The organism is Cohnella sp. 56 (assembly GCF_037963805.1).
GTDB lineage: Bacteria > Bacillota > Bacilli > Paenibacillales > Paenibacillaceae > Cohnella.
The window spans coordinates 35,454-59,565 of the sequence record NZ_JAZDQE010000020.1 but is presented as its reverse complement, the minus strand read 5'-3'; the positions used below and the strand labels follow the sequence as shown (position 1 = coordinate 59,565).

General features: G+C 57.6%; 20 protein-coding genes. 17 read left to right on the top strand and 3 right to left on the bottom strand.

The annotated features are described in order from the left end of the window. Positions 1-20 precede the first annotated feature (20 nt). From VQ071_RS25685 to VQ071_RS25665, 5 genes are all read left to right on the top strand, one after another. Positions 21-497, top strand: a complete 477-nt coding sequence (locus tag VQ071_RS25685; protein WP_340517203.1) for a hypothetical protein — start codon at positions 21-23, stop codon at positions 495-497. Between the two features lie 193 nt (positions 498-690). Continuing rightward, entirely contained in the window at positions 691-927 is a 237-nt protein-coding gene (locus VQ071_RS25680; protein WP_340517201.1) for a hypothetical protein, read from the top strand. Positions 928-1,032: 105 nt separating this feature from the next. Continuing rightward, positions 1,033-1,566 carry a hypothetical protein gene (locus VQ071_RS25675; RefSeq protein ID WP_340517199.1) on the top strand — a complete coding sequence of 178 codons (534 nt, stop codon included), beginning with the start codon at positions 1,033-1,035 and terminating at the stop codon, positions 1,564-1,566. Positions 1,567-1,605: 39 nt separating this feature from the next. Continuing rightward, entirely contained in the window at positions 1,606-1,983 is a 378-nt protein-coding gene (locus VQ071_RS25670; RefSeq protein WP_340517197.1) for a DUF5412 family protein, read from the top strand. Between the two features lie 103 nt (positions 1,984-2,086). Then, entirely contained in the window at positions 2,087-2,425 is a 339-nt protein-coding gene (locus VQ071_RS25665; protein WP_340517196.1) for a pentapeptide repeat-containing protein, read from the top strand. A 104-nt stretch (positions 2,426-2,529) separates the two neighbouring features. On the opposite strand, the gene VQ071_RS25660 is transcribed toward VQ071_RS25665, so the two are convergent. Then, positions 2,530-2,820 carry a hypothetical protein gene (locus VQ071_RS25660; RefSeq protein ID WP_340517194.1) on the bottom strand — a complete coding sequence of 97 codons (291 nt, stop codon included), beginning with the start codon at positions 2,818-2,820 and terminating at the stop codon, positions 2,530-2,532. A 21-nt stretch (positions 2,821-2,841) separates the two neighbouring features. Next, on the bottom strand, positions 2,842-4,122 hold the full coding sequence (locus VQ071_RS25655; protein ID WP_340517192.1) for an ArsB/NhaD family transporter: 1,281 nt from the start codon (positions 4,120-4,122) through the stop codon (positions 2,842-2,844). 314 nt (positions 4,123-4,436) lie between these two features. Between VQ071_RS25655 and VQ071_RS25650 the strand changes: the two genes are divergently transcribed. The 10 genes from VQ071_RS25650 to VQ071_RS25605 all read left to right on the top strand — a co-directional run bounded on the left by VQ071_RS25650 (position 4,437) and on the right by VQ071_RS25605 (position 19,195). Next, positions 4,437-5,471, top strand: a complete 1,035-nt coding sequence (locus VQ071_RS25650; protein WP_340517190.1) for a peptidylprolyl isomerase — start codon at positions 4,437-4,439, stop codon at positions 5,469-5,471. Between the two features lie 86 nt (positions 5,472-5,557). Next, positions 5,558-8,056: a hypothetical protein gene (locus VQ071_RS25645; protein WP_340517188.1), complete on the top strand. Its 2,499-nt coding sequence runs from the start codon at positions 5,558-5,560 to the stop codon at positions 8,054-8,056. A gap of 164 nt (positions 8,057-8,220) precedes the next feature. Then, on the top strand, positions 8,221-9,966 hold the full coding sequence (locus VQ071_RS25640) for a sensor histidine kinase (protein ID WP_340517186.1): 1,746 nt from the start codon (positions 8,221-8,223) through the stop codon (positions 9,964-9,966). Between the two features lie 2 nt (positions 9,967-9,968). Continuing rightward, positions 9,969-11,333, top strand: a complete 1,365-nt coding sequence (locus VQ071_RS25635; protein WP_340517184.1) for a response regulator transcription factor — start codon at positions 9,969-9,971, stop codon at positions 11,331-11,333. 96 nt (positions 11,334-11,429) lie between these two features. Beyond that, positions 11,430-13,181, top strand: a complete 1,752-nt coding sequence (locus VQ071_RS25630; protein ID WP_340517182.1) for an extracellular solute-binding protein — start codon at positions 11,430-11,432, stop codon at positions 13,179-13,181. 93 nt (positions 13,182-13,274) lie between these two features. Then, positions 13,275-14,165, top strand: coding sequence for an ABC transporter permease (locus VQ071_RS25625; RefSeq protein ID WP_340517180.1), 891 nt, complete (start codon positions 13,275-13,277; stop codon positions 14,163-14,165). A gap of 15 nt (positions 14,166-14,180) precedes the next feature. Then, the gene (locus VQ071_RS25620) at positions 14,181-15,071 is read left to right on the top strand and encodes a carbohydrate ABC transporter permease (RefSeq protein ID WP_445293340.1); all 891 of its coding nucleotides are present in this window, start codon (positions 14,181-14,183) and stop codon (positions 15,069-15,071) included. A 154-nt stretch (positions 15,072-15,225) separates the two neighbouring features. Beyond that, a complete protein-coding gene (locus VQ071_RS25615; RefSeq protein WP_340517177.1) occupies positions 15,226-16,482 on the top strand; it encodes a Gfo/Idh/MocA family protein in 1,257 nt (418 codons plus the stop codon). An 86-nt stretch (positions 16,483-16,568) separates the two neighbouring features. Beyond that, positions 16,569-17,387: an MBL fold metallo-hydrolase gene (locus tag VQ071_RS25610; protein ID WP_340517176.1), complete on the top strand. Its 819-nt coding sequence runs from the start codon at positions 16,569-16,571 to the stop codon at positions 17,385-17,387. Positions 17,388-17,431: 44 nt separating this feature from the next. Continuing rightward, entirely contained in the window at positions 17,432-19,195 is a 1,764-nt protein-coding gene (locus VQ071_RS25605) for a glycoside hydrolase family 35 protein (RefSeq protein ID WP_340517174.1), read from the top strand. A 218-nt stretch (positions 19,196-19,413) separates the two neighbouring features. On the opposite strand, the gene VQ071_RS25600 is transcribed toward VQ071_RS25605, so the two are convergent. Further along, positions 19,414-22,086 (bottom strand): NPCBM/NEW2 domain-containing protein, encoded by a 2,673-nt coding sequence (locus tag VQ071_RS25600; RefSeq protein ID WP_340517173.1) that lies wholly within the window; start codon positions 22,084-22,086, stop codon positions 19,414-19,416. A gap of 261 nt (positions 22,087-22,347) precedes the next feature. Between VQ071_RS25600 and VQ071_RS25595 the strand changes: the two genes are divergently transcribed. Then, entirely contained in the window at positions 22,348-23,031 is a 684-nt protein-coding gene (locus VQ071_RS25595; protein WP_340517171.1) for a hypothetical protein, read from the top strand. 228 nt (positions 23,032-23,259) lie between these two features. Further along, positions 23,260-24,084 carry an inositol monophosphatase family protein gene (locus tag VQ071_RS25590; protein ID WP_340517170.1) on the top strand — a complete coding sequence of 275 codons (825 nt, stop codon included), beginning with the start codon at positions 23,260-23,262 and terminating at the stop codon, positions 24,082-24,084. Positions 24,085-24,112: the final 28 nt, after the last annotated feature.

Below are 24,112 nucleotides of genomic sequence, written 5' to 3'. Positions count from 1 at the left end.
CATTAAAAGTGGAGGAGGGCATGAAAATCCATAATTTTTATATAGGTCTCTGCTATCGGATCTTCTTATTAATAAGAGCAGATATCAGGTCATCACAAAATAGCTACTTACTGGTGGTTCTTATAGAAATTCTGAGGAAACTTAAGAACGGAGAACGTTTGGATCGGGATGACATCGTTAAGGAAATAAATCAAATAACCAAGCGAATATTGTTAGACGATATTGAAAGCAGTGGAGTAGATTATTCAAATCCCCCTTCTCTAATTCATTTGAAGGTGCTTAATGAAATTCTTGAAGAGGCTCTATTCTTACTCAATCAAAAGGAATTTCAGAGAGCTTATGATTTAATTGATGCAGTTCATTTCCTTCCGGAAATAATGATAACGGAAGATTGGATTGAAAAAGAGTACTGGGATAATTTTATCATTCCGTACAGAAACAAATGGAATGATCATTTTTTAAAAGACTTAGAACCTCAGATCAGGATATCCAGGTAAGGGTAAGGAATCTAATTACCAATCCTTTGACGAATAAGGGGTGAAAAATGAAATTCATAAAAAACTACACGGCTCTTCAAAAAATTCCAGTCCCCTTCCATGAAAATGACTTTAGCCTTGTTTCAAGCATTCGTTATTAATTGATTATAACGAACATTTTGAAGAAGTATCTTTTTTAGAGGTTGGATATATCGTGGAACCAAAGGCGGCGAATAAGTCATATCAAGTGTTATTAGGTTTTAGCGAAGTTAATTCTCTAAAACTATCGAATTTTGGTGGTGCGTTTAATCAAATAACAGGCTTCAAAATAACCGATATGAAGGATCACGGCTGGGAAAGAAGTCTGAGATATTACGTTCATGATTATGAAAACGATGCCATGAGTTTCTATTGTCGCTCGATTGAAGTTTTATCTGTAGAAGAAAGATAAGAATTTTTACCGCTTTGATTGGACTTTGCCTTTCAAGGTTTTCTTTTATGCAGAACTCATGAAGATAAAACTGCAAGGTAAATGCTATAGGAGCGCGATAGTAGCATGGACTCCCGACAATTAAACAGCCTGATTGGACAAATAAGTAAAGTGTTGATAGCTATTGAGCTGGATTTACGGCCTTCGATATTAATTGATAATGAAAAACTCAATGATCTCCAAGAAAAGCTTAACCGTATTATCCCGCACTTAATAAACCATCAGATCCCCAAGAAACTATTATATGAATTAAATTATTGCTATCTTTCTTTGATTACTGAGATCAATTATGCGGATGATTTAACGAATACACCGCTCCGCGGGGCTATAGCTAAATATGAACAAATAGTATTTGATTTTCTCAACAGCGGTATAGCAATTCATTCGAAGCTACCAGGAAACGAAAAAGATATAGATTCAACAATTTGTATTATTGAAGAAAACGTAAGACATGAGACTACGGTCAGCCAGCAGAATGCGTACAAACTATTTAAACTTCAATGTGATTATGTTAGAAATAACTGGAGTGCAGAAAATAAGTCAACTTGGTTAGCTAACTTTGAAAGAATATATTATCAAGTAGAAAACGTGTATAAGTAATTTAAATTACTTCCCCTAATCTTATAAGGTGGACTTGGGATGCAAAGAAAAGGGATTCTAATATCAATAAGTTTGTTATTTATAGCTTTACTTATTACTGCTGGTACTGTAAAAGCTATAAACTTCTTTAAGATTGACATCAATCATCTCCCCAAAGGCACTCTTATCAAGGAAGTACAATCTCCTGACAAAAAGCATTCAATAAAAATTTATTTGGTTAATGGGGGTGCAACTGTAGACTTTGCAGTACGTGGGGAACTGATTTTTAATTCTAAACACAAAAAAAAGAAAAATATTTATTGGGTATACCATCGAGATGATGCGGAGGTTCATTGGGAATCTAATAATATTGTAAATATAAATGGCGTTAAATTGAAGATTCCTGATGAAGTATACGATTATAGATTAGAAAAATAGTCTCTATTCTCCGGCCGTATCTGAAAAAAAGTGAATAATAAAAATAGAATACTTGTAGACGGTTATCATCGCTACGTGGCGGGGATAAATGAGGTGATCTAACTTGATTGTAATTCAAACCTTAGCGAGCGAGGCACCCATTATTATTAATGCGACCTCACTTGTTAATCTTTCTCTTGAAGGAATTGATTTTCATCGAGCAATTTTGAGCAATAGAGAAATGATGAATTGTATTTTAAGGAAGGCTAATTTAAGAAACGCAGACTTAATGGCGCTCAATTGCATGATGCTAATTTTGAAGGCGCATTGTTATTGGAAGCAACATTTGATAATACGACAGTATGGCCTAAAAATTTTCAGCCCTTGCAGCGCGGTGCGATTTGGGCAACTAACAATTAAATTTACGTGCGGCGTTACCGAACAGCTCGGCATGGTCGCTTGATACGGCATATGTATCATGACTCTTTCCTTGACCAGCAAGCCATCCCTTAATAATAAAAACGGATTCCCACAGCAGCCAAGCTGCGACAGGAATCCGCTCTTTGTTTATTGATCGCCCGCCCACGCTACGCTCTGCAGCAGCCGCTGCTTCATCAGCTCGAGGATGAAGTCCGTGTAGTAATCTTTGCGGACGATTACCTTGTATTCGCGATCGGGATATTGATAGAACAGCACGTCCGTGTAGACTTCGTTCTCGTCGAAAAACTGCCGGACCCGCTTCATGCCCTCTGCCAGAGCGGGGTCGCCGCTTAAGAGAACGATGCGGAACTCCACGTCTTGGTCGTTCGCAGTATCGCCTATTCGCAGTGCGGCTTCGTCGAAGCGATACTTCAGCATGTCGATTCCCCTCCCCCAACCTCACATCAAATAACGGACATACACATACACGCTCGACAGCGCGATGGACAGCAGCATGAGCGGGAAGCCGATCTTAAGATATTGGACAAACCGGATCGGGTATCCTTCCTTGGCGGCCATGCCGGCGACGATCAGGTTCGCGCTCGCGCCGATGAGCGAGCCGTTGCCGCCGAGGCAGGCGCCGAGCGCCAGGCTCCACCAGAGCGGCTCGAGGTTGCTGACGCCCATCGTGCCCATCTCCTGAATCATCGGGATCATCGTCGCGACGAACGGGATGTTGTCGAGGAAGGCGGAGGCGATCGCGCTCAGCCACAGGATGAGCAGTGAGGTCGCGACGAGGTCGCCGCCCGTCAGATCGATGGCTCGCTTCGCCAGCTCTGCGATGACGCCCGTCTCGATCAGGCCCGATACGAGTACGAACAGGCCGACGAAGAAGAAAATTGTCATCCACTCGACCTTCGTGAACGCCTGCTCCATCATATGCTCGCCGGTGAGCAGCAGCAGGATGAAGGCGCCGGCCAGCGCGACCGTGGCCGATTCGAGATGGAGCAACTGATGTGTGAAGAAACCCGCCAGCGTCAGCCCCAGCACGGCCAGACATTTGCGCAGCAGCTTCGGATCGGCGATGAGCGCCTTCTCGTCCATCTGCATGATGCTCTGCTTCAGTTCGTCCGTCGTCCGAATTTGTTTGCGGAACAGCCGCACGAACAACGGTACGTACACGGCCATGACGATGACGGCGATCGGGGTTAGATTGTTGATAAAGGCCATGAACGTCAGCTCCGGCACCGCGCTGCCGATCATAATATTGGGCGGGTCCCCGATCAGGGTCGCCGTCCCTCCGACGTTGGATGCAATGATCTGGGTCAACAAGTACGGTATCGGATTGACGCGAAGCTGACGCGTAATGCTGAAGGTAACCGGGACCATGAGGAGCACCGTCGTCACATTGTCCAGAAACGCCGAGCCGACCGCCGTTATGAGCGACAGCACGATCAGGATGCGGACGGGCTCTCCCTTGGCCTTCTTCGCAGCCAGCACGGCGATATACTTGAACACCCCCGTCTCCGCCGTCGTGCTCACGATAATCATCATCCCGATGAGCAGTCCCAGCGTATTGAAGTCGATATGGTGGACTGCAGTCTCCTGATCGACGATGCCGAGGACGACCATGAGCAGTCCCCCGATCATGGCGACGATCGTCCGGTGAATCTTCTCCGAGATAATAAGCGCATAGATGACGAGGAAAATGCCGATTGCCCAAATTGCCTGCTGTTCCATAACAACCTCCCTGATGGAATTGGAAATAGGATCGCCGGAAATGGCCGAAGTATCCCGCACCTCCATTCGGACAGGCAAAAAAGACAAAAGGAGCCCACCGAATGGCAGGCTCCTCCGTTATTCCCGATATGCATATTTGCTTCAGTATAGATTGTGCATGCGGGGTTGTAAAGCCAAGCGGAGAGCGCAACTCGTAAATAAATGAAAAGCGATGTAAAAAAGCAGAAATAGTAAGCGCTTTCCTGCCTACCGTACAATAGGTTCATGCAGGTCCGAACCAAGCAGCAACGTTGCAAAGGGGGAAATTGATATTCGTGAAATCGGTCCAAACGGTCGGGAAACGGAGCGCGCTGCGACGGCGGACGATCGGTGTCGTCATGATCCTGATTGTCCTGTCGGGCGCGCTGCTGGTCAGACGCTTCGTGCTCGGCAGCGGCGAGACGGACGACGCGATCGCACGAGTGGACGGCGTACCCATCCACACCGCCGAATTCGCCAGAGCCGCGAGTCTCTATCGGGACCGGGTCGCCTCAGGCGACATCACGGCGGAGACTGCCATGCGGGATGCGCTCGATGACAGCGTGAAGATCAAGCTTCGCCAACTGATCGCCCATGAACAGGGCGTATATCCGGACATCAGCTACACAGGCTTTTTGCAGCAGCTCGGACAGGAGAATCGGAAGCGGCAGCAAGCGATCGAGAGCGGCCAGGTCGTATTCGGGCCCGCCCGGTACAGCGAGGACGCCTACTTCGAATATGTGCTGGGCCAGGCTACGCTGTCTGCCAAGCGTCGGCTGCTGGAGCAGACGTGGCAGCCGGACGAGCAAGCTTTGCAGCAATTCTATGAAGCGAACAAAAGCCGACTGTACATGGTGCAAGGCTCGGTCAAGATCAACCAGCTGTCGATGTCGTTCCTGAATGCGAATCAGGAGGTCGACGAAGCGCTGAAAAAGCAGGCAAAGCTGAGGATGGACGAAGCGCTCTCCCAAGCGGCCGCCGGTGTTCCATTCGAGAAAATAGCGGGAGCTGGCGATTCGAACATGCTGCTGGAAGAGCGATCCGTCAGCCTCGGCAACGTCAGGATGAATCTCCGCAGCCCCGTCGCGCAAGCGGCCGAGAAGCTGGCGGTCGGCGAGATCAGCGGCGTGATCGAGGAGAACGGCCGCTTCTACTTGCTCGCATGCACCGACAATCAGGCGTACGGTTCAGCCGATCTGAAGTTCGAAGCGATCCGCGATCAAGTGCTGAGAGACTACACCGACTCCAGATATGAACAATATGTCCGAACACGCGTCGCAGAAGCGAAGATTGAGACGAACGAGACGAAGTACCGCGCGTATCGCTGGTAGGGAGAGGCTGCTGCACCTGGCGATGTAATGGCTTCAATTGGGCCCGATTGAGGCTTTACATAAATACGAGGAAAAGGATGATATATGTGGTCATACGGACAGTCAGGAGACTGGGCGCGATCGTGACGCTCACTTCCTTGCTCTGCGGCGTCGCCGCCGTAGCGCCGCCGGTCGCAGATGCGGCCGGAACCGTCTATTACATCGACGACACGGGGGGCAATGACGGCAACAGCGGCACAAGCTCGGGTTCGGCATGGAAGTCTCTCGACAAAGTCAATGCGACGACCTTCGCTCCGGGCGACAAGATTCTGTTCAAATCCGGCGGAAGCTGGAACGGCAGATTGTGGCCCAAGGGCTCGGGGGCGGACGGCAGTCCGATCGTCGTCGACCGCTACGGCACGGGCAGCAAGCCGCTGATCGCCGGCGTCACATCCGAGCTGGAAGCCGTGTACCTGAGAAATCAGCAGTATTGGGAGATCAATAACCTGGAAGTGACCAACCGCTCCTCCCTGCCGTTCGACCGCGATTGGCAGAACGCGCGCGGTCAGCGCCGCGGCGTCTATATTCTGAACGAAGAAGCCGGCATCCTGCATCATATCCAAGTTAAAAACTTGACGATCCACGACGTGGATGGCGCCTACACGACGCGTTCGGGCGGCATCATCTTCGACTCGGTCGGCTCCAACACGCCGAGCGCCTTCGACGGCATCCTGATCGACGGCAATACGCTGACGGATGTGGACGCCTACGGCATCTACATCAGCTCCAACTGCATCCTGCGCTACGGCATGGGCGATCTGTGGCCCTGGGTGCCGAAGCCGTACGGGCCATGGACGCCGTCCACCAACGTCAAGATATCCAACAACGCCGTCATCCGCGCGGCGACGGGCGGGATCGCCTGGAACGTCACCGACGGCGCCGTCGTCGAGCGCAACACCGTGCAGCAGGCGACCTATCTGGCGACCAACGCCGCGATCTGGTGGGCGTACGCCGACAACAATCTCGTGCAGTTCAACGAATCGTTCGAGAGCGTCAACGGCGCGGAGGACGGGCATGGCTTCGACGTCGACGCGGGCAACATCGGCTCCCTCGTCCAGTACAACTACAGCCACGACAATGCCGGCGGCTTCATGCTGTACGTGAACGACACGTACTATACCGACGATACGGTCGTCCGGTACAACATCAGCCAGAACGACCGCAAGAGCATCTTCCGGTACAGCGGCTCGATCCGAGGCGTGACGAATCACAACAACACCGTGTACGTCGGCGCCGCGTCCGGCAACCCGGTCATGAGCGATTATTTTACGAAGACTTCAGGCTCTCCGACGAATATTCAAAATTACAACAATGCCTACTACAGCGTCGGGGATAAAGGGTGGACACTGACCGGCCAGATGTTCGACTACAACGCATACTTCGGGGGCAAGACGCTGGTCAGCTCGGACCCGCACAAAGTCACGGCCAACCCGCAGTTCGCAAGTCCCGGCAGCGCGGGCACCGGCATGAACACGGTAGGCGGATATCAATTGCAGGCAAGCTCTCCCTTGATCGGCGCGGGCGTGCCCATCACGGACCGCGGCAGCCGCGACTACTTCGGCAACCCGCTGTACAACGGCGATCCCGACATCGGCGCATACGAGTACCCGGGCACGGTGCCTGCCGCATCGAACAAGGCATCCGTCCCGTATACGAAGCTCGGCAAGTCCCCCGCCGCCAACCTGGCGAAGGCTGCGAAGGCCAGCACGACCTTCACGACGCTCAACGCCACGACCGCCGCCGTCTCCAACATCAACGACGGCTATTACGACTACGCCTGGTCGAGCAACGGGTCGCCCACGTTCCCCAGCGACATCACGCTCGACTTCGGCGCCGTGCCGGTCACCGCGGATACGTTGAAGGTGGTGACGAGGTTCGGTCAGGGTCAAGGCATTACGAGCTTCGATCTCGAGTATTACAACGGCTCGTCCTGGCAGCCGCTTCAGAACAATGTCGCGCTGAGCTGGAATTCCAACACGGCTGAGGAGGAGATTCGGACGGTGAGCTTCGCGGCCACGACGATGTCCAAGCTGCGGCTCAAGGTAAAAAACGGCAACCGGCAATGGGGCAACATCGCGGTGAACGAGCTGGAGCTGTACCGTACGCCGATCGCCGCACCCGCCAACGTCGCCCCGGCCGCGACAGCCAGCACGACATTCCCTGCGGGCAGCGCCGGCGCGATCTCCACGGTCAACGACGATCGCAGCGCGACATCCTGGGCGAGCGCGACCTCCATTACGTTCCCGCAATACATCACGCTGGACTTCGGCAGCCAGCCGGTCACCACGGGCAAGCTCAGCCTCTACACCCACTTCGGGATCGGCCAGGGCATCACGAATGTCGATGTCGAATACTACAACGGCGCGAGCTGGGTGACGGCGCTGTCGAACGTGTCGCTGACCTGGTCGCTGAACAACAGCACGGTCGAGACGCGGGACATCCTGTTCAGTCCGGTCACTGCGGGCAAGCTCAGATTAAAGGTCAACAACGGCAACCGCCAATGGGGCAATATCGCGCTGAACGAACTGCGCGTATGGACGTCGTAGCAGCCGCTTAAGCAGCGCGGACAGGGAGCATTCCACCGGGAATGCTCCTTATCCGATTCGTCGGCTTTGACAATTTCTTTCTTGATTTTGAAAGTTGAATGCCCCATATTAGCGATAATACAAGGACGATCCGGAAATTACGGCACGGGCAACGGGGGAACGGCATGAAGCTGCATGCGCAGGGCAAGGCGTCTACATGGTTCGTCTATCAGAAAATGATCATCGTCTTCCTGGCGTTCCTCGTGCCCCTCGTGGCGACGAGCATCTGGCTGAACTTCAGGGGACTGTCCTTGACGAAGAACACGATTCTGGATTCCTCGTCGGCTGGCGCGTCGTTCTATTCCAAGCAGCTGGACAAGGAAATGTACTTCATCCGCAATCTGCAATTGCAGCTGCTCAGCGATACCGACCTGCAGAAGCTCGGCTTCCGGGGCAGCAAGCTGCTGGGGAGCTACGAGGAAGTCGAATTGATCGAGCAGGTGCGCAACCGTCTCGCCACCTTGACCGCCTCGAGCGACTATGTCGTCGCCGCCGGGGTGTACGTCGGGGCGGTGGGCAAGACGATCTCCACCGGGTCGGGCGTGACGAGCACCCCGAACGAAGAATACCTGCTGATCGCTTCCCTCGCCGCAGCCCAGCCCAAGCCTTCGTTCTATCGCGAAGGGAATCGCATCTTTTTTATCGAGACTGAAAATATCGCCGGCATCTGGTCCTATATCGAGATCTCCGAACCGAAGCTGCTGGAGGCGCTGGGCCAGATCGCCAGCTTGTACAACCAATCCGAAGTGCTGCTCAGCAACCGCGAGCGGGGCATCGTCCTCTCGACGGACGCGGACGCTCGGCGGGCGGCGGATGTCACCCGTCAATTCGGCGAAGGGGACGAGCGCGAGCCCGGCCTCTCCTACTCGCTCAAGGTCGGCGGCAAGAGCTATGTCGCCATCCGCCACGAGGTCAGTTCCCTGGGTCTGTCCTTGATCACTTATGTGAACCAATCCGAGCTCACGAGATCGCTCAGCCGGTTCAATACTTGGATCTATCTGCTGTTCGGGATCGCCGTCGCGTTCATCGCGATTTATTCGTTCTCGCTCCACTTCATGATCCATCGTCCGTTGTCCAAGCTGGTCAAAGCCTTCCATATGATCGAGACGGACAACCTGAATCTGTCGATCGTATCCAAGACCAAGGATGAATTCCATTATCTGTTCAACAGCTTCAACCGGATGGCCTACCGGCTCAAGCGCTCGATCGAGGACAACTACGAGCAGCGGATCGCGCTCCAGCATTCGCAGCTCAAGCAGCTGCAATCCCAGATCAACCCGCATTTTCTGTACAACAGCTTCTTCAACATTTACATGATGTGCAAGGTCGGCGATCCGGAAAATGCGGCGGAGCTGTCGCAGAAGCTGGGGAGCTACTACCAGTACATCACGAGAAGCGGGTCGGACGAGGTGCCGATCTTCAAGGAGTACCAGCACGCGCTCGATTATTGCGAGATCCAGTGCATCCGCTTCTCCAACCGCATCCGCTACGAGCATGAGGAGCTGCCCGCCGAAGCGAGCGCTGTATCCGTCCCGAGGCTGATCATCCAGCCGCTCGTCGAGAACGCATTCGAGCACGCTTTCGAGGACGAGCAGGCGTCAGGGACGGTCTATATCGGCGCCGACATTCAGGACGGGTCGGTCCGCATCACCGTCGAGGATACCGGCACGCGGCTGACGGACGAGCGGATCGAGCGGCTGCGGGAGACGCTGGCCAGAGATTCCAAGCAGATCGAGAAAACGGGCTTGATCAACGTCAACAACCGGCTCCAGCTCAAGTACGGGCCGGGCAGCGGCTTGTTCGTCTCCCGCAGCGCGCACGGGGGCTTGAAGGTGGAACTCATCATACGGCACGGGACCAAGGAGGCATGAGCATGTATCGTTTGCTGATCGTGGACGACGAGCCGGTCATCGTCAACGGCTTGTATCAATTGTTCCAGGAAAATCCGGCATTCGAGCTGGACATCCGCAAGGCATATTCTTCCGGCGAAGCGCTTGAGATCGCCAAAAAAACGAAATTGGATATTCTGGTCAGCGACATCCGCATGCCCCAGAAAAACGGCTTGCAGCTGGTGGACGAGATTGTCCATTACTGGCCGTCCTGCCGGGTCATCTTCCTGACGGGGTACAGCGAATTCGACTACGTATACGAAGCGATCAAGAAAAACGTCGAAAATTATATTCTGAAAACGGAAGGCATCCAGCCGGTGTTCGAAGCGGTGCAGAAGGCCGTCGGCAAGCTGGAGGAGGAAAACCAGAGCAAAATGCAGCAGGAAGCCGCGCGAAGGCATCTGGAAATGGCGGAGCCGTTCCTGAAAACCGAGCTGATCGAAGCGATGCTGAACGGGGAACCGCTCCCGGCGCTGCTGAACGGCGAGCGCTATGCGGAGGTGGATTTCCGGATCGCGGCAGACCGTCCCTGCTTCGTGCTGGCGGGCCTCGCGGACCGGCCGGAAGCCCGCCCGCTGTCGGCGCTGCAGTCCGTACAGCGGATCGCGGACGGACATCTGCCCGGCTCGTTCGCGGTCGAACGCGCGATCTGCGGCGGCGACACGCTCGTCTGGCTGCTGCAGCCGGACGAGCCGTGGCTCGCGAGATTCGAAGGCGGCGGGGCGGGCGCGCCGCGCGACGGGCACGCCGTCGCCTCCTACATGAAGGGCATACTGGAGCAGATTCAGAACGAGTGCGAACGCATGCTGGATATGTCCGTCTCGTTCGGGATTACCGGCGATCTGGCCGGGCATTGGGATACCGTCCGCGATCGGGTCGAGACTGTGCGCGCCTTGATCCGGGAGCGGATCCTGCTCGGCCAGAACATGGTCGTCGTGGATCTGGCACAGACGTCCGGCTATCATGCCGCGCTGTACGTCGGCGGGGGCATGAAGCAGGAGGAGTTCAAGGCGCTGCTCGTCGAGCAGATTCACCGCTACGTGCGCGACAACCTGACCGGAGATTTGTCCCTGACGGCGATTGCGGAAGCGATGCACTTCAATCCTTCCTATCTGTCCCGCTACTACAAGCAGCTCACGGGCCGCAATCTGATCGAGCATATCCAGTCGGAGAAGCTGAGCGCCGCCCTGGAATTGATGACGAGCACATCGCTCAAGCTAAGCGATATCGCCGTGCGGGCGGGCTTCGATTCCTACTCGTACTTCACGACTTTTTTCAAAAAAGTGACAGGGCAAACGCCGCAGGAATATCGGAATACGCAGGAAGTAAAAAAAGCAAAACCGATGTAAAAATTGCGAAATTGCAAGCGTTTTCCCCGCGCACTTACAATGAATACATGGAGCTCCTAATCCGAACACAGCATCTCAAGGGGGAAAACGTTCCGTATGAATATCGCAAAAATAGGCAAGTGGGCGCTGCCCCTCTCGCTCGCCGTCACGGCTGTCACGGCATGCGCAGGCAAAGACAACGACAGCGCGTCTTCATCGCCGGCCGCGTCTTCTCCGGCCGCTTCGTCCTCCTCGTCCTCTCCGGCAGCGAGCCCGAGCGCCGAGGCGCAGGACCCGTTCGGCAAATACCCCGAGACGGTCACCGTCTCGGAAGTCATCGGCTACAATCCGCCGGAAGATCCGCGGACGCCGAAGGGCTTGACCCCCGACAAGAACGCGTACTTGAAAGACCTCAAAGACATGATGAACATCGACGTGAAGTTCAAATGGATGGTGCCCTCCAGCCAATACGAGCAGAAGTTCTCGCTGGCACTGGCGTCCGGCGATCTGCCCGACATTCTGGAGCTGGACCAGAAAAACTACGAGAAGCTTAAAAACCAGAACATGCTGGCGGATCTGACCGAAGCGTATGCGCAGTATGCGTCGCCGGATCTGAAGAAGTACATGGAATCCGACGGCGGCTTCGCGATGAAGACATTCAGCTCGGACGGCAAGCAGCTCGCCATTCCCGCCTTCGAGGACCCGTTCCTCTCCACGCAAATCCTGTGGATTCGCAAGGATTGGCTCGACACCTTGCAGCTGCAGCCGCCGACCACGATGGAGGAGCTCGACAAGGTCGCGGATGCGTTCGTGAACCAGGATCCCGATCAGAACGGCCAGAAGGACACCTACGGTGTCGCGCTGCAAAAAACGCTGTTTTTCTGGGGCTTCGATCTGCGGGGCTTCTTCAACGGATTCGGCGCCTACCCTTCTGTCGGCGACGCGCAATCCGCCTGGATCAAGGGCGCCGACGGCAAGCTCGTCCCCGGCCTCATTCAGCCGGAGATGAAGGAAGGCCTGACGATGCTGCAATCCTGGTACAAGCGGGGCATCCTCAACAAGGAGTTCGCGCTGAAGGACGAGAACAAGGTCGTCGAGGATCTCGTAGCCGGCAAAGTCGGCATCTCCTACGGAGAATGGTGGTACCCGAACTGGCCGCTCAATTCGAGCGTAGACAAAGACCCCAAGGCCAACTGGATTGCCATCCAGATTCCGGGGCTGGACGGACCGGGCAAGTCGCTCGTGCCGAAGATTCGCAGCGGCAAGGTGTTCGCGGTGAGCAAAAACATGAAGCATCCCGAGGCTGCCATCAAGATGCTCAACTTCTACATCGAAAAAGGCTACAAGAAATACTACGACCCGAAATCTGCGGAAAAAGGTTATGTGTACAACTGGTTCAATCCGCGCATCTACAACCCGGCCGAGATCGAGACGATCTATACCGAGGTCAACAAGGCGCTTGAAGCCAATCAGACCGAGATCACGCTCGAAGACCAGAACTACTCGACCGTGCAGGGCCGCTTCGAGGCCACGAAGGATTACTTCGCGAAGGATACGTCCAAGGCGTCCAACGGCGTGAACTGGGGCCAATACTTCAGCCGTGTTGCCAAGGACGGCGGCTGGGGCGTGACCCGGCAGATCAAAGAAAAGCAGGCATTCGTCAACAATGAGTTCTACGGCCTGCCTACGGCAACCGTGGTCAGCAAGGGCAGCCAGCTCGACAAGCTGATGCAGGAATCCTTCACCAAGATCATCATGGGGGCACCGGTCGACGAATTCGATAAGTTCGTGGCCAGCTGGAAGTCGCTCGGCGGCGATCAGATCATCCAGGAAGTCAATGACTGGTACAGCAAAGAGGCCGTGAAGTAAGCTGCATGACGAGGAGGCGGGGGGTTGCGTCGAGGAGTCGACAACACCCCCCGCCTATTAAGTATCCGGGTTTTGGAGCGGGGAGGAACATCCTTGAGAACGTTAAAAAAAGATTGGCCGCTGCATGTGATGGTATGGCCGGGTGTCATTTTTACGCTGATCTACGCCTACGGCCCCATGGCGGGGCTCGTGATGGCTTTCCAGGAATTCGAGCCGCTGGCCGGCTTCTTCAAGTCCAAGTTCATCGGATGGGATAACTTCTCGTATGTGTTCCATCTGCCCGACTTCGGTCAGGTGCTGTGGAACACGATTATTATCGCCGTATTCAAGATGGTGCTGTTCCTGCTTGTCCCTCTCATTCTCGCGCTGATGCTGAACGAAGTGACGCGGAGATGGTTCTCGCGATTCGTGCAATCGGCGATCTTCCTGCCGTTCTTCCTGTCGTGGACGGTGCTGGGCGGCATCATTATCGAGATTTTCTCGCTCAACGGGCCCGTGAACGGGATTCTTTCTTCCCTGGGGCTGGAGCCGATCATGTTCATGCTGAACAACGGCTGGTTCCGGAGCATCATCATCGGGACGGACGTGTGGAAAGGGATGGGGTACAACATGATCATCATGCTGGCCGCCATCACCGGCATCCATGCCACGCTGTACGAGGCCGCCGAGGTGGACGGCGCAGGCAGGTGGAAGCAAATGCTGCACATCACGCTGCCGGGCATCGCACCGATCGTGATCCTGCTTAGCGTATTGGGCCTCGGAGGCATCCTCAACGCCGGGTTCGAGCAAATTCTGATCATGTATAATCCGACCGTCTATGAAGGGGCGGACGTCATCGATACTTTTGTCTACCGGCTGGGGATATTCAGCCAGCAATTCGGCCCTGCCGCCGCGATCGGCCTGTTCAAATCCGGGATCTCGCTGGCGCTCGTGTCGGTTACCTATTACGCGGCCTACAAGTACAACAACTATCGAATTTTCTAGACTGGAGGTGGACTGATCGTGCGTAAACTTACCCTGGGCAGAGGGCTGTTCGTCGGCATCAACACGATTGTGCTGACCGCCGTCACCTTGCTGTGCATCGTGCCGTTCATCCATTTGCTCTCCATTTCCCTCAGCTCCAATACGGCCGCCATGGCCGGGGAAGTGAAGCTGTGGCCGGTCGGATTCTCCCTGGACTCCTATCAATTTCTATCGGAGAAGGTCGAGTTCTTCCGTTCGCTGCGCGTCTCCGTCGAGCGGGTGCTGCTCGGCACCGCCGTGAATATGTTCCTGGTGTTCATCACCGCCTACCCGTTGTCCAAGGCGAACGATCAATTCAAGCACAGAACGATATACGTATGGTTTTTTGCCGTCACGATGTTTTTCTCGGGCGGGCTCATCCCGACGTACATCATCGTCAAGTCGACCGGGCTGATCGATTCGATCTGGTCGCTGATCCTGCCGGGGGCGCTGAGCGTATGGAACGTGATCCTGATGCTGAACTTCTTCCGGTCCATCCCGAGGGAGCTGGAGGAGGCCGCGAAGATCGACGGCGCAGGGCACTGGAAGATTCTATGGAGAATCTATCTGCCCGTCTCGCTGCCGTCCATCGCCACCATCGGCTTGTTCACGATCGTCGGCCACTGGAACGCGTGGTTCGACGGCATCCTGTACTTGAACTCGCCGGACAAGTACCCGCTGCAGACCTACTTGTCCACGCTCATTATGTCCATGAACTCCATGATGACGTCCGTCTCGAGCGAGCAGCTCGAGATGCTGGAGAATCTGAGCGAGAAGACGCTGCGCAACGCGCAGATCTTCATGGGCGCACTGCCGATCATGGTGGTGTACCCGTTCTTGCAGAAGTACTTTGTCAAAGGCATGACCGTAGGCAGCGTCAAGGAATAGAGAGTGTGCAGAGAGTGTCCAGAGAACGTGCAGAGAACGTGCAGAGAACGTGCAGAGAACGTGCAGAGAACGTGCAGAGAACGTGCAGAGAGCATGCAGAGAGCGTGCTGAGAGATCATAGAGAGATCGGATACACAAAGGAGAGCGGATCATCATGAAACCGGTAAAAGTCGCCTTGATCGGTGCAGGGCTGCGGGGCATCAACTATTTGGAGTACGCGATCCATCAACCGCATGAATTGCAGGTGGTCGCCGTCGCCGAGCCCGTCGCCGAGCGGCGGCGCGCCTTCCAAGTGCGGCACGGCATACCGGAGGATATGTGCTTCGAGAGCGCGGATGCGCTGCTGGCCTCCCCGAAGCTCGCGGATGCCGTGCTGATCTGCACGCAGGACAGGCAGCACTACGAACCGACGATGCAGGCGCTGGCAGCAGGCTACCATGTGCTCCTGGAGAAGCCGATGTCCCCCGATCCCGGAGAATGCATCCGGATGGCCGAGCAGGCGGAGCGTGCGAACCGGGTCCTGTCGATCTGCCATGTGCTGCGGTATACGCCCTTCTTCTCGACGATCAAGGAGCTGCTCGACCGGGGCGCGATCGGCCGCCTGATGTCCATCCAGCACAACGAGAACGTCGGCTACTGGCATCAGGCCCACAGCTTCGTCCGGGGCAACTGGCGACGCAAGGACGAGTCCAGTCCGATGATTCTGGCGAAGTCCTGCCACGATCTCGACATTCTGGCGTGGCTGGCCGATTCGGAGTGCGTGCGCGTCTCCTCCTTCGGATCGCTGACCCACTTCACGGCGGCGGAGGCGCCCGCAGGAGCGCCGCTGCGCTGCCTGGACGGCTGCCCCGTGGCGGACGGTTGCCTGTACTACGCGCCGCGGCAGTACCTGACGGACAACACGGACTGGCCGACCTCGGCCATCAGCGACGATCCAAGCTACGAAGCCCGCTACCGGGCCTTGCAGGACGGGCCGTACGGCAGATGCGTCTATCATTGCGACAACGACGTCGTCGACCACCAGGTCGTCAACATGGAATTCGCCAATGCCGTCACCGTGGCATTCACGATGAGCGCCTTCACGCGGGACGTGAGCCGCACGCTCAAGCTGATGGGCACGAAGGGGGAAATCCGGGGCGCGATGGAGAAAAATGAGATTGAGATCGTACATTTCGGCAGCGGCAAGGTCGAGACGATCTCGTTCGGCGGCGTGGACGGCCATGTCGGACACGGCGGCGGCGACATGCGGCTCGTCAAGGACTTCCTGCGGCTCGTGCGGGCGGACGGCAAGGGCGACAGCCTGACGTCGGCGCAGCGATCCGTCCAGAGCCATCTGATTGCGTTCGCTTCCGAGCAGTCGAGAGTCGACGGCCAGGTCGTCTCGCTCGAACAGTTCGCGCGGCAGCAGTGAGCGCCGAGCGCGAGCGGCGACACTGACGGCGAGTATGGCGGCCGAAGCGGCGGATTCAAGTTTTGTTTTAGGGAGGCGTTGGCATTTTGAAAATCCACTTTTTAGGCACGGCGGCCGCCGAGGGGTTCCCCAACCCCTTCTGCAGATGCGACGCCTGCCGCGAGGCCTGGCGCTTGGGCGGCAAAAACATCCGGACGAGAAGCTCCGTCATCATCGACGATGTCATCAAGATCGACTACTCGGCGGACTCGCATATGCAGGCGCTCCGCGATCGGATCGATCTGGGCGCGCTTGAGCATCTGCTGTTCACGCACACGCATTACGATCACTTCATTCCGCAGGACCTGTACAACCGGGTCGAGGGCATGGCCAACGGCATCGAGCATCCGCTGCATGTGTACGGGCATGACGCCGCGATCCAGCAGTGCAGAGCCGCCCTCGGTCCGGACGCCGGCGACCGGTTCGCCGCCCATCTGCTGCAGCCATTCAAGACCGTCGACGTCGGCGGTGCGCGGGTAACGCCGCTGCCGGCGAATCATGACCCGATGGAGACCTGCCTGCTGTTCTATATCGAGCAGGACGGCAAGCGGCTGTTCTACGGCCACGACACGGGATGGCTGCCCGACGACACCTGGGCTTGGTTGAAGGACAAGACGATCGATATGGCGATTCTGGACTGCACGCACGCGTACACGGGCAACAACCGCAATCCCAACCATATGGGGATCGAGACGGTTCTGGAGGTCCAGCGCGTCTGGCGGGAGGACGGCATCCTCGGGGACGGCGGGCAGATCTATACGACCCATTTCACCCATAACGCCCTGCTGCTGCACGAACAATTCGAACAGATCTTCGAACCGCACGGGATCAAGGTGGCCTACGACGGATTGATCGTCGAGTTCTAATAATATCGGTCGTCATTATCATCGCGAAAAGAGGTTGCTGGCGCATGGCGAGTTTCACAGCGCAAGATTATCAATTTTGGTACAACGGGGAACCGATCCGCATTCTCTCCGGCGCCATCCATTACTTCCGCGTCGTCCCCGAATATTGGCGCGATCGGCTGATCAAGCTCAAGGCTTGCGGCCTGAATACTGTGGAGACGTATGTCCCCTGGAACATGCACGAGCCGCAGGAGGGGCAGTTCGACTTTGACGGCATCGCGGACCTGACGGGCTTCGTCTCTCTGGCCGGCGAGCTAGGGCTGCATGTCATCGTGCGTCCAAGCCCGTACATCTGCGCAGAGTGGGAATTCGGCGGCCTGCCGGCCTGGCTGCTCGCCGATCCGGGAATGCGGCTGAGATGCGCGCATCAGCCGTACCTGGACAAGGTGGACGCCTATTATGACGTGCTGCTGCCCAAGCTCGTCCCCCTGCTCTGTACGAACGGCGGCCCGATCATCGCGATGCAGATCGAGAACGAGTACGGCAGCTACGGCAACGATACGGCGTACCTGACGCATCTGCGGGACGGCATGATCCGCCGCGGCATCGACGTGCTGCTGTTCACCTCGGACGGGCCCGAAGACTTCATGCTGCAGGGCGGCATGGTGCCGGGCGTGCTGGAGACGGTCAACTTCGGCTCCCGGCCGGACGAGGCGTTCGCGCAGCTGCGCCGCTACCAGCCGGACAAGCCGTGCATGGTCATGGAATTCTGGAACGGCTGGTTCGATCATTGGGGCGAGGAGCATCATACGCGGGATGCGGCGAATATGGCGGGCGTGCTGGATGAGATTATGAAGGCGGACGCCTCGGTGAACTTTTATATGTTCCACGGCGGCACGAACTTCGGCTTCTGGAACGGCGCCAACCATCACGAGGCGTACGAGCCGACGATCACCAGCTACGACTACGACGCGCTGCTCTCGGAATCGGGAGAGCCGACGGACAAGTATTATGCCGCGCGGGAAGTCATCGGCCGGTATGTGCGGCTGCCGGCGCTGGAGCTGCCGGCGCCGATCCCGCGCCGGGCATACGGGACCGTGGCGCTGGCGGAGCGGGCCAGGTTGTTCGACTCGCTGGACGCGCTCTCCGCTCCCTTGCAGCGCGCGTGCCCCGAGCCGATGGAGGCGGTCGGCCAGGCGACGGGATTCATTTTGTACAGCACATTCGTGAAGGGCCCCCGCCCGTCCGAGCAGCTGATTGTTCAGGATGTGAGGGATCGCGCCATCGTGTTCGCGGACGGCCGGTACGCAGGGACAATCGAGAGGCAGAGCGGCGGAGCAGGCAATGCCCCCGTCCTGATCGGGATTCCTGCGGATGGCGTACGGCTGGACATTCTGGTCGAAAATATGGGCCGCATCAACTACGGACCGCGGATGCTGGACCGCAAGGGCATCACGGAAGGCGTCCGGCTGGGCAACCAGTTCCTGTACGACTGGACGATCCGCCCGCTGCCGCTGGACGAGCTGTCCGCGCTTCGCTACGAACTGTCCCGCGACTCCGTCTCCGACGACGGACCGGCGTTCTACCGGGGTACGCTATGCGTGGAAGGCCAGCCCTGCGATACGTTCCTGGAGCTGGAGGGCTGGACGAAGGGCGTGGCGTGGGTCAACGGCTTCAACCTCGGCCGCTACTGGAGCCGGGGCCCTCAGCGTCGCCTGTATGTGCCGGGACCGCTGCTCCGGGCAGGCGACAACGAGCTGGTCGTGTTCGAGCTGCACGGTACTGCCTCCGCGGAGGTCCGTCTGTGCGACGGCCCGGATCTGGGCTGATCCCTTCCTATTATTCGTGTTAGCAGAGCTTGGGCTTCATAGCCCGGGCTCTTTTTCCCGTTCGGATGAATCAACTTATATTCCGGTCATGCGGAGGGACAAAAATGCTAAGAGAAGCCCGCCGACGGCAGGCCCCTCCGTTTATTTTCGATATGCTGTAGTTGTTTATATATGCATTGGGGAGGCGATTGTGGACCCGAGCGGCCAGAATAGCCGGTCTATGCCTCCGGGTACACGATCCGCGCGTCGCCCCAATCCGCGTGATCCCAGTCGCCGCCTGCGATGCCGTTCGTGACGACGAGCTTCAGCTCGCTCGCACCCGCGATATCGAGGTCGATGAGCTGCGTCTCGGAGGTCGCCGTCATGACGCCGCTGTCGAACGCCTTCACCCCGTCCAGCCATACCTCGAAGCTGACGTCGCCGTTGCCGTAGGTCTCGTCGTCGACGCCGACCGCCGCCTGGAACCGGGCGTATGCGCCGCCGAGCGTGTATACGATCTCGGAGGCGGCGTGCGTGCCGAGCCCCTTGGCGTAGACGACGTCGTTCAGCGTGATCGGCTTGCCGTCGGACGACTTGTCGCGCTGGATGTTGCCCCAGCCCGCCGTGCCGGAATCCCAGGCGTAGTCGCTGAGATACACCGTCGCGGAGGCCGGCGGCGTCAGCGTGGCGACGGTCGGTTCGCTGGCGGCAGAGCGGTTGCCCGCAGCGTCCTTCGCCTTGACGGCGAACGTCTGCGACGTGCCCGGGAGGAGACCTTCCGCGGTGTACGCGGTAGCTGCCGCGCCGGTCGTCGTGCCGATTAATGCGCTGCCGCGGTAAATCTCATAGCCCGTGACCGCCTTGTTGTCCGTGGACGCGGTCCAGGACAAGCTCGCGCTTGTGCCGGTGACCGCCGTCACCGAGAGCCCGGTCGGCGCCGTCGGCGCTTCGGCGTCCGGCAGCTCCGTCGTCACGGCGAGCGGCGCGCTCGCATCGGAGACGTTGCCCGCGGCGTCCCGCGCGCGGACCGTGAAGCTGTAGGCCGTGGCTGGCGCGAGGCCGGACACGGTGTAGGCAAGCTCGCCGGGCGCCGTCGAGCCGGCCAGCGTGCCGTCGCGATAGACGTCGTAGGCGACGACGCCGACATTGTCCGAAGCCGCGCTCCACGTCAGGCCGACGGCTTCGTCGGTTTTGGACGCGACGGCCAGATTGGCGGGCACGTTCGGCTTCTTGGTATCGGGCAAGCCCGGACGGACCAAGATGATGCGCTCCTTCAGGTCGGCGCGGCCTTCGTTGTCCCAGACGACGAGCGTCACCCGGTACGCGCCGGGCTGATCGTAGACGAAGGTCGGGCGGGACGAGGCGCTCGGCAATCCCGCTCCGAAGTCCCACAAATACGTTGCGATCGCCCCGTTGTCCTTCGACTTGCTGACGAACGTCGCCGGTTCGCCCACCCGCACCAGCAGCGGGCTGTCGAAGTCGGCGGCCGGCTTGGCGTTGGCGAATCCGCGCGATGCCGGCTGCGCGTTGCTCTTGTTGCCGTATACGACATTGCTCGCCCACTCCAGATGCCGGGCGGCCGCCGGATACGGATCGATCGCCACATCCTTGTTGCCGTAAATGATGTTCTTCGTGAAGCTGAGCCGGTCGACGCCCGGCGCATCCGTAATCTCGATCGCCTTGCGGCCGTTATTCGCGATCAGGTTGCTGTCGAACGTCAGGTTTTGCGCGTTGCCGTGAATACGCACGCCGTTGCCCTCGTAGCCGGGATAAGCGGCCTTCGGATTGCCGAGCTGCGTATCGATGAAGCTGTTGCGGTAAAAGTATTGGAACTGCTCGGTCTCGCCCGATCCCGCGCCCTGCAGCTGCATGCCCCACATGACCATGTTTTTGACGACGTTGTAGCCCCACAGCTGATGCCCCGTACCCGGAGACTGCTGGATGCCGACCTGCTGGCCGCCGTCGACCACGTTGTCCGTCGTCACCGCATTGTCGGCCATGATCTCCAGACCGATGGAGCCGACGCGGCCGTCGGCCGGGTGCACGATGTTACGGCGGACAGCGATCGTCCTGGAGCGGACGGCGCTGATCCAGAAGTCCACCTGGTTGTCCTCGATAATCGAATTGTCCACGTCCGTGTGCAGTTCGATGGACAGGCCGTGCTCCTTGAGCCCCGATCCCGTGATCTTGTTGCCTCGGACGACCGCGCGCGGGCTGCCGTCGTTCACGAAGATACCGCCGCGGCCGGTATTGGAGATGATATTCCGCTCGATGAGGGCGTCCGAAGAGCCCCAGCCTGCGCGTACGGCGGCGCCCCAGATGGAGCCGGTGCCGATATTCGATATTTTGTTGTCCGCGATGCGGACCTTCGGCGAGCCGACCGCATAGAGCGCGTGCGGCCCGAAGCCGTCGGTCGCCGCGAAGTCCTTGACGACCAGTCCGCTCAGCTCGTTGCCGCTGCCCCCCTCGGACACCGCCGCCGACATCGCGACCGTGCTGCTATTGCCGTCGAGCGTCATATTTTTCACAGAAGCGCCCGTCACGTTGTTCAGATAAAACATGTAAGTATCCGCGCTGTCCACGTACTTCACGACCGTCCCGCCCTGGGACTGACCGCGAATCGTCACGCCCGACTTGCCCCGCACCGTGCCGCCGAGATAGTACGTCCCGTTCGGGATCAGCACCGTATCCCCGGCCGAAGCCGCGTCGACCGCCGCCTGAATGCCGGCACGGTCGTCGAGCGTATCCGCGCCGCTGGCCCCGTAGTCCGCGACCGACAATGTCGCCGGACCTGCGGCGCCCGCGGCAGGCGGGACCGCCGTCCACGCCAGTACCAACGACAAGCCGAGTCCGATCGCCGTTCTTTTGACCGCTTTTGTTGACGCATTGCTGGTGGAAGGATGAAGCTTCATTTCTTAATTCCTCTCCTTCGCGCGATATGTACGGCTCCGAGGGAGCCGTCGTCTCTATCATGCGGGAAGGGCGTACGAGCCGTTACTGCAAAATGTTCGAACACCCGCTTAGGCGACTGTTTCTTTTGGGAATTGTTGTGATTTCATTGAATCCGATCCTTTCCCACGCGCAGAGATATGCGATATGTTAGTTTTACATTTGTATAAAACAGGTAAAATGTGCTGAAATGCTCCTATTCGACGAAGAGAGGAAGCGAGACCATGAAGAAAAAAATTATCGTTCCGATCGTTGCAGGTGTGTTTCTGCTGGGCAACGCAGCCGGCATCTTGGCCGCCTCGCAGTACCAGACCGTTAAAGCCTATCTTTTCCCCGCGTTAAAGGTGGAACTGAACGGTCAGGCGGCGGAGCCGGTCAAAGCGCTGAACTACGAGGGCACGCTGTACCTGCCCGCCAAGTCGCTCCTGGCTTATTTCGGACTGAACAGCGCCTTTGAGTACGACAAGAAAAACAACTCGCTCAAGATGGGCGGCCCCCGCTATCTGAACCTCCACCAACGCTTCGCGCCGCAAATGTATCAAGTGATCATCAACGGAAACTGGCATCCGTCCGTAGTCACGGAGACGCGGCAGGTGTACAGCAACTACTACATGGGGATCGAATTCGCGCTTGAGACTTCGAAGGATACGACACTGGAGACGTATGCCAAGCAGGCGCTGAAGGATCAGTTCAAGTATCTGAATACGGGCAAGGCGCGTGCCGCCCGGCTCGACGGGGCCGATGCGCTGTTCTACGACTATAGCACGAGCGATTCCGTCGGCAGGCTGGCGATCGTCCGGAACGGGGACGACTTCATCACCCTCAACTTCTTCGTGGACAAGACCAGATATACCGCGGCGGATATGAAGGCGTTCGATAGCATCCTGGATAGCTTCAATATCCAGTAGTCTTGGGGAGGCGCGTCACGAAGATCATGCCGAAGAAGTAATCGCGGGCCGCATGCTGCCGGAGCTGGAGCATATCGCTTCGCGCGGCTCCGCGTACATAACGCGATGTTCGCTAGCCGGACGGCTCGATCGGTCCCTTGCGGATCAGATTGGCCGATACAATAAAAAAGGTATATAACTTGTACGCAAAGCGATACAATTCCATCATACACGATTCGGAGGTGCAGGATGGACTACGATACGGTTAAGCGTGCCAGAGCCTTGGCGGAGGAGGTGATTCGTCAGGCCGGCGCGGCGGCGCTGGAGCGGTTCGACAAGATCGCCGAGCTGACGGACAAGGACGACTACGGAGATGTCGTGACGGAGGTCGATCATCTGGCGGAGGGCATCATCCTGCCGCGCATTCAAGCTGAATTCCCATCGCATGCCATCCATAGCGAGGAGGCCGGCAACCTCGGCGGAGAGAGCGACTGGCTGTGGCTGATCGATCCGCTCGACGGCACGAACAACTTCGCGATCGGCCTGCCCGTCTTCACGACATCGATCACGCTGATGTACCGGAGGGAGCCCGTGCTCGGCGTCATCTATGAGCCGCTGACGGACAGAATGTTCGTCTCGGCGGCCGGCGAAGGCGCCGCATGCAACGGTCTGCCGATGCGGACACGGCCCGCCGCCAGCCTCGCCAAGGCCAACATCGGCTGGATACAGGGTCATGCCGTCCGCAACGATCCGCATGCCGTCCGGCTGCGTCATCATCTCGACGTCAGCTTCAAGCGCATGATGCGGCTGTGGGCGCCCTCTCTGCAGTGGTGCATGCTCGCCAAGGGCGATATCGACGGCATCGTCCTGTACAATTCCGAGGGCGACGACCTGTACTCGGGCATCCTGATGGTGAAGGAAGCCGGGGGTATCGTCGTCGACTTCGAGGGACGGCCGTTCACGGGCATGCGCGCGGAGCCGTATCTCATCGCCTGCCATCCGGACGATGCGGACGCGCTGCTGCAGACGGTCCGGGCCGGACTGCCGCCGAGCGGGAGCGAAGCGTCGGCTTGACGCGCGCCCGATCGGACGAGGTCGAATT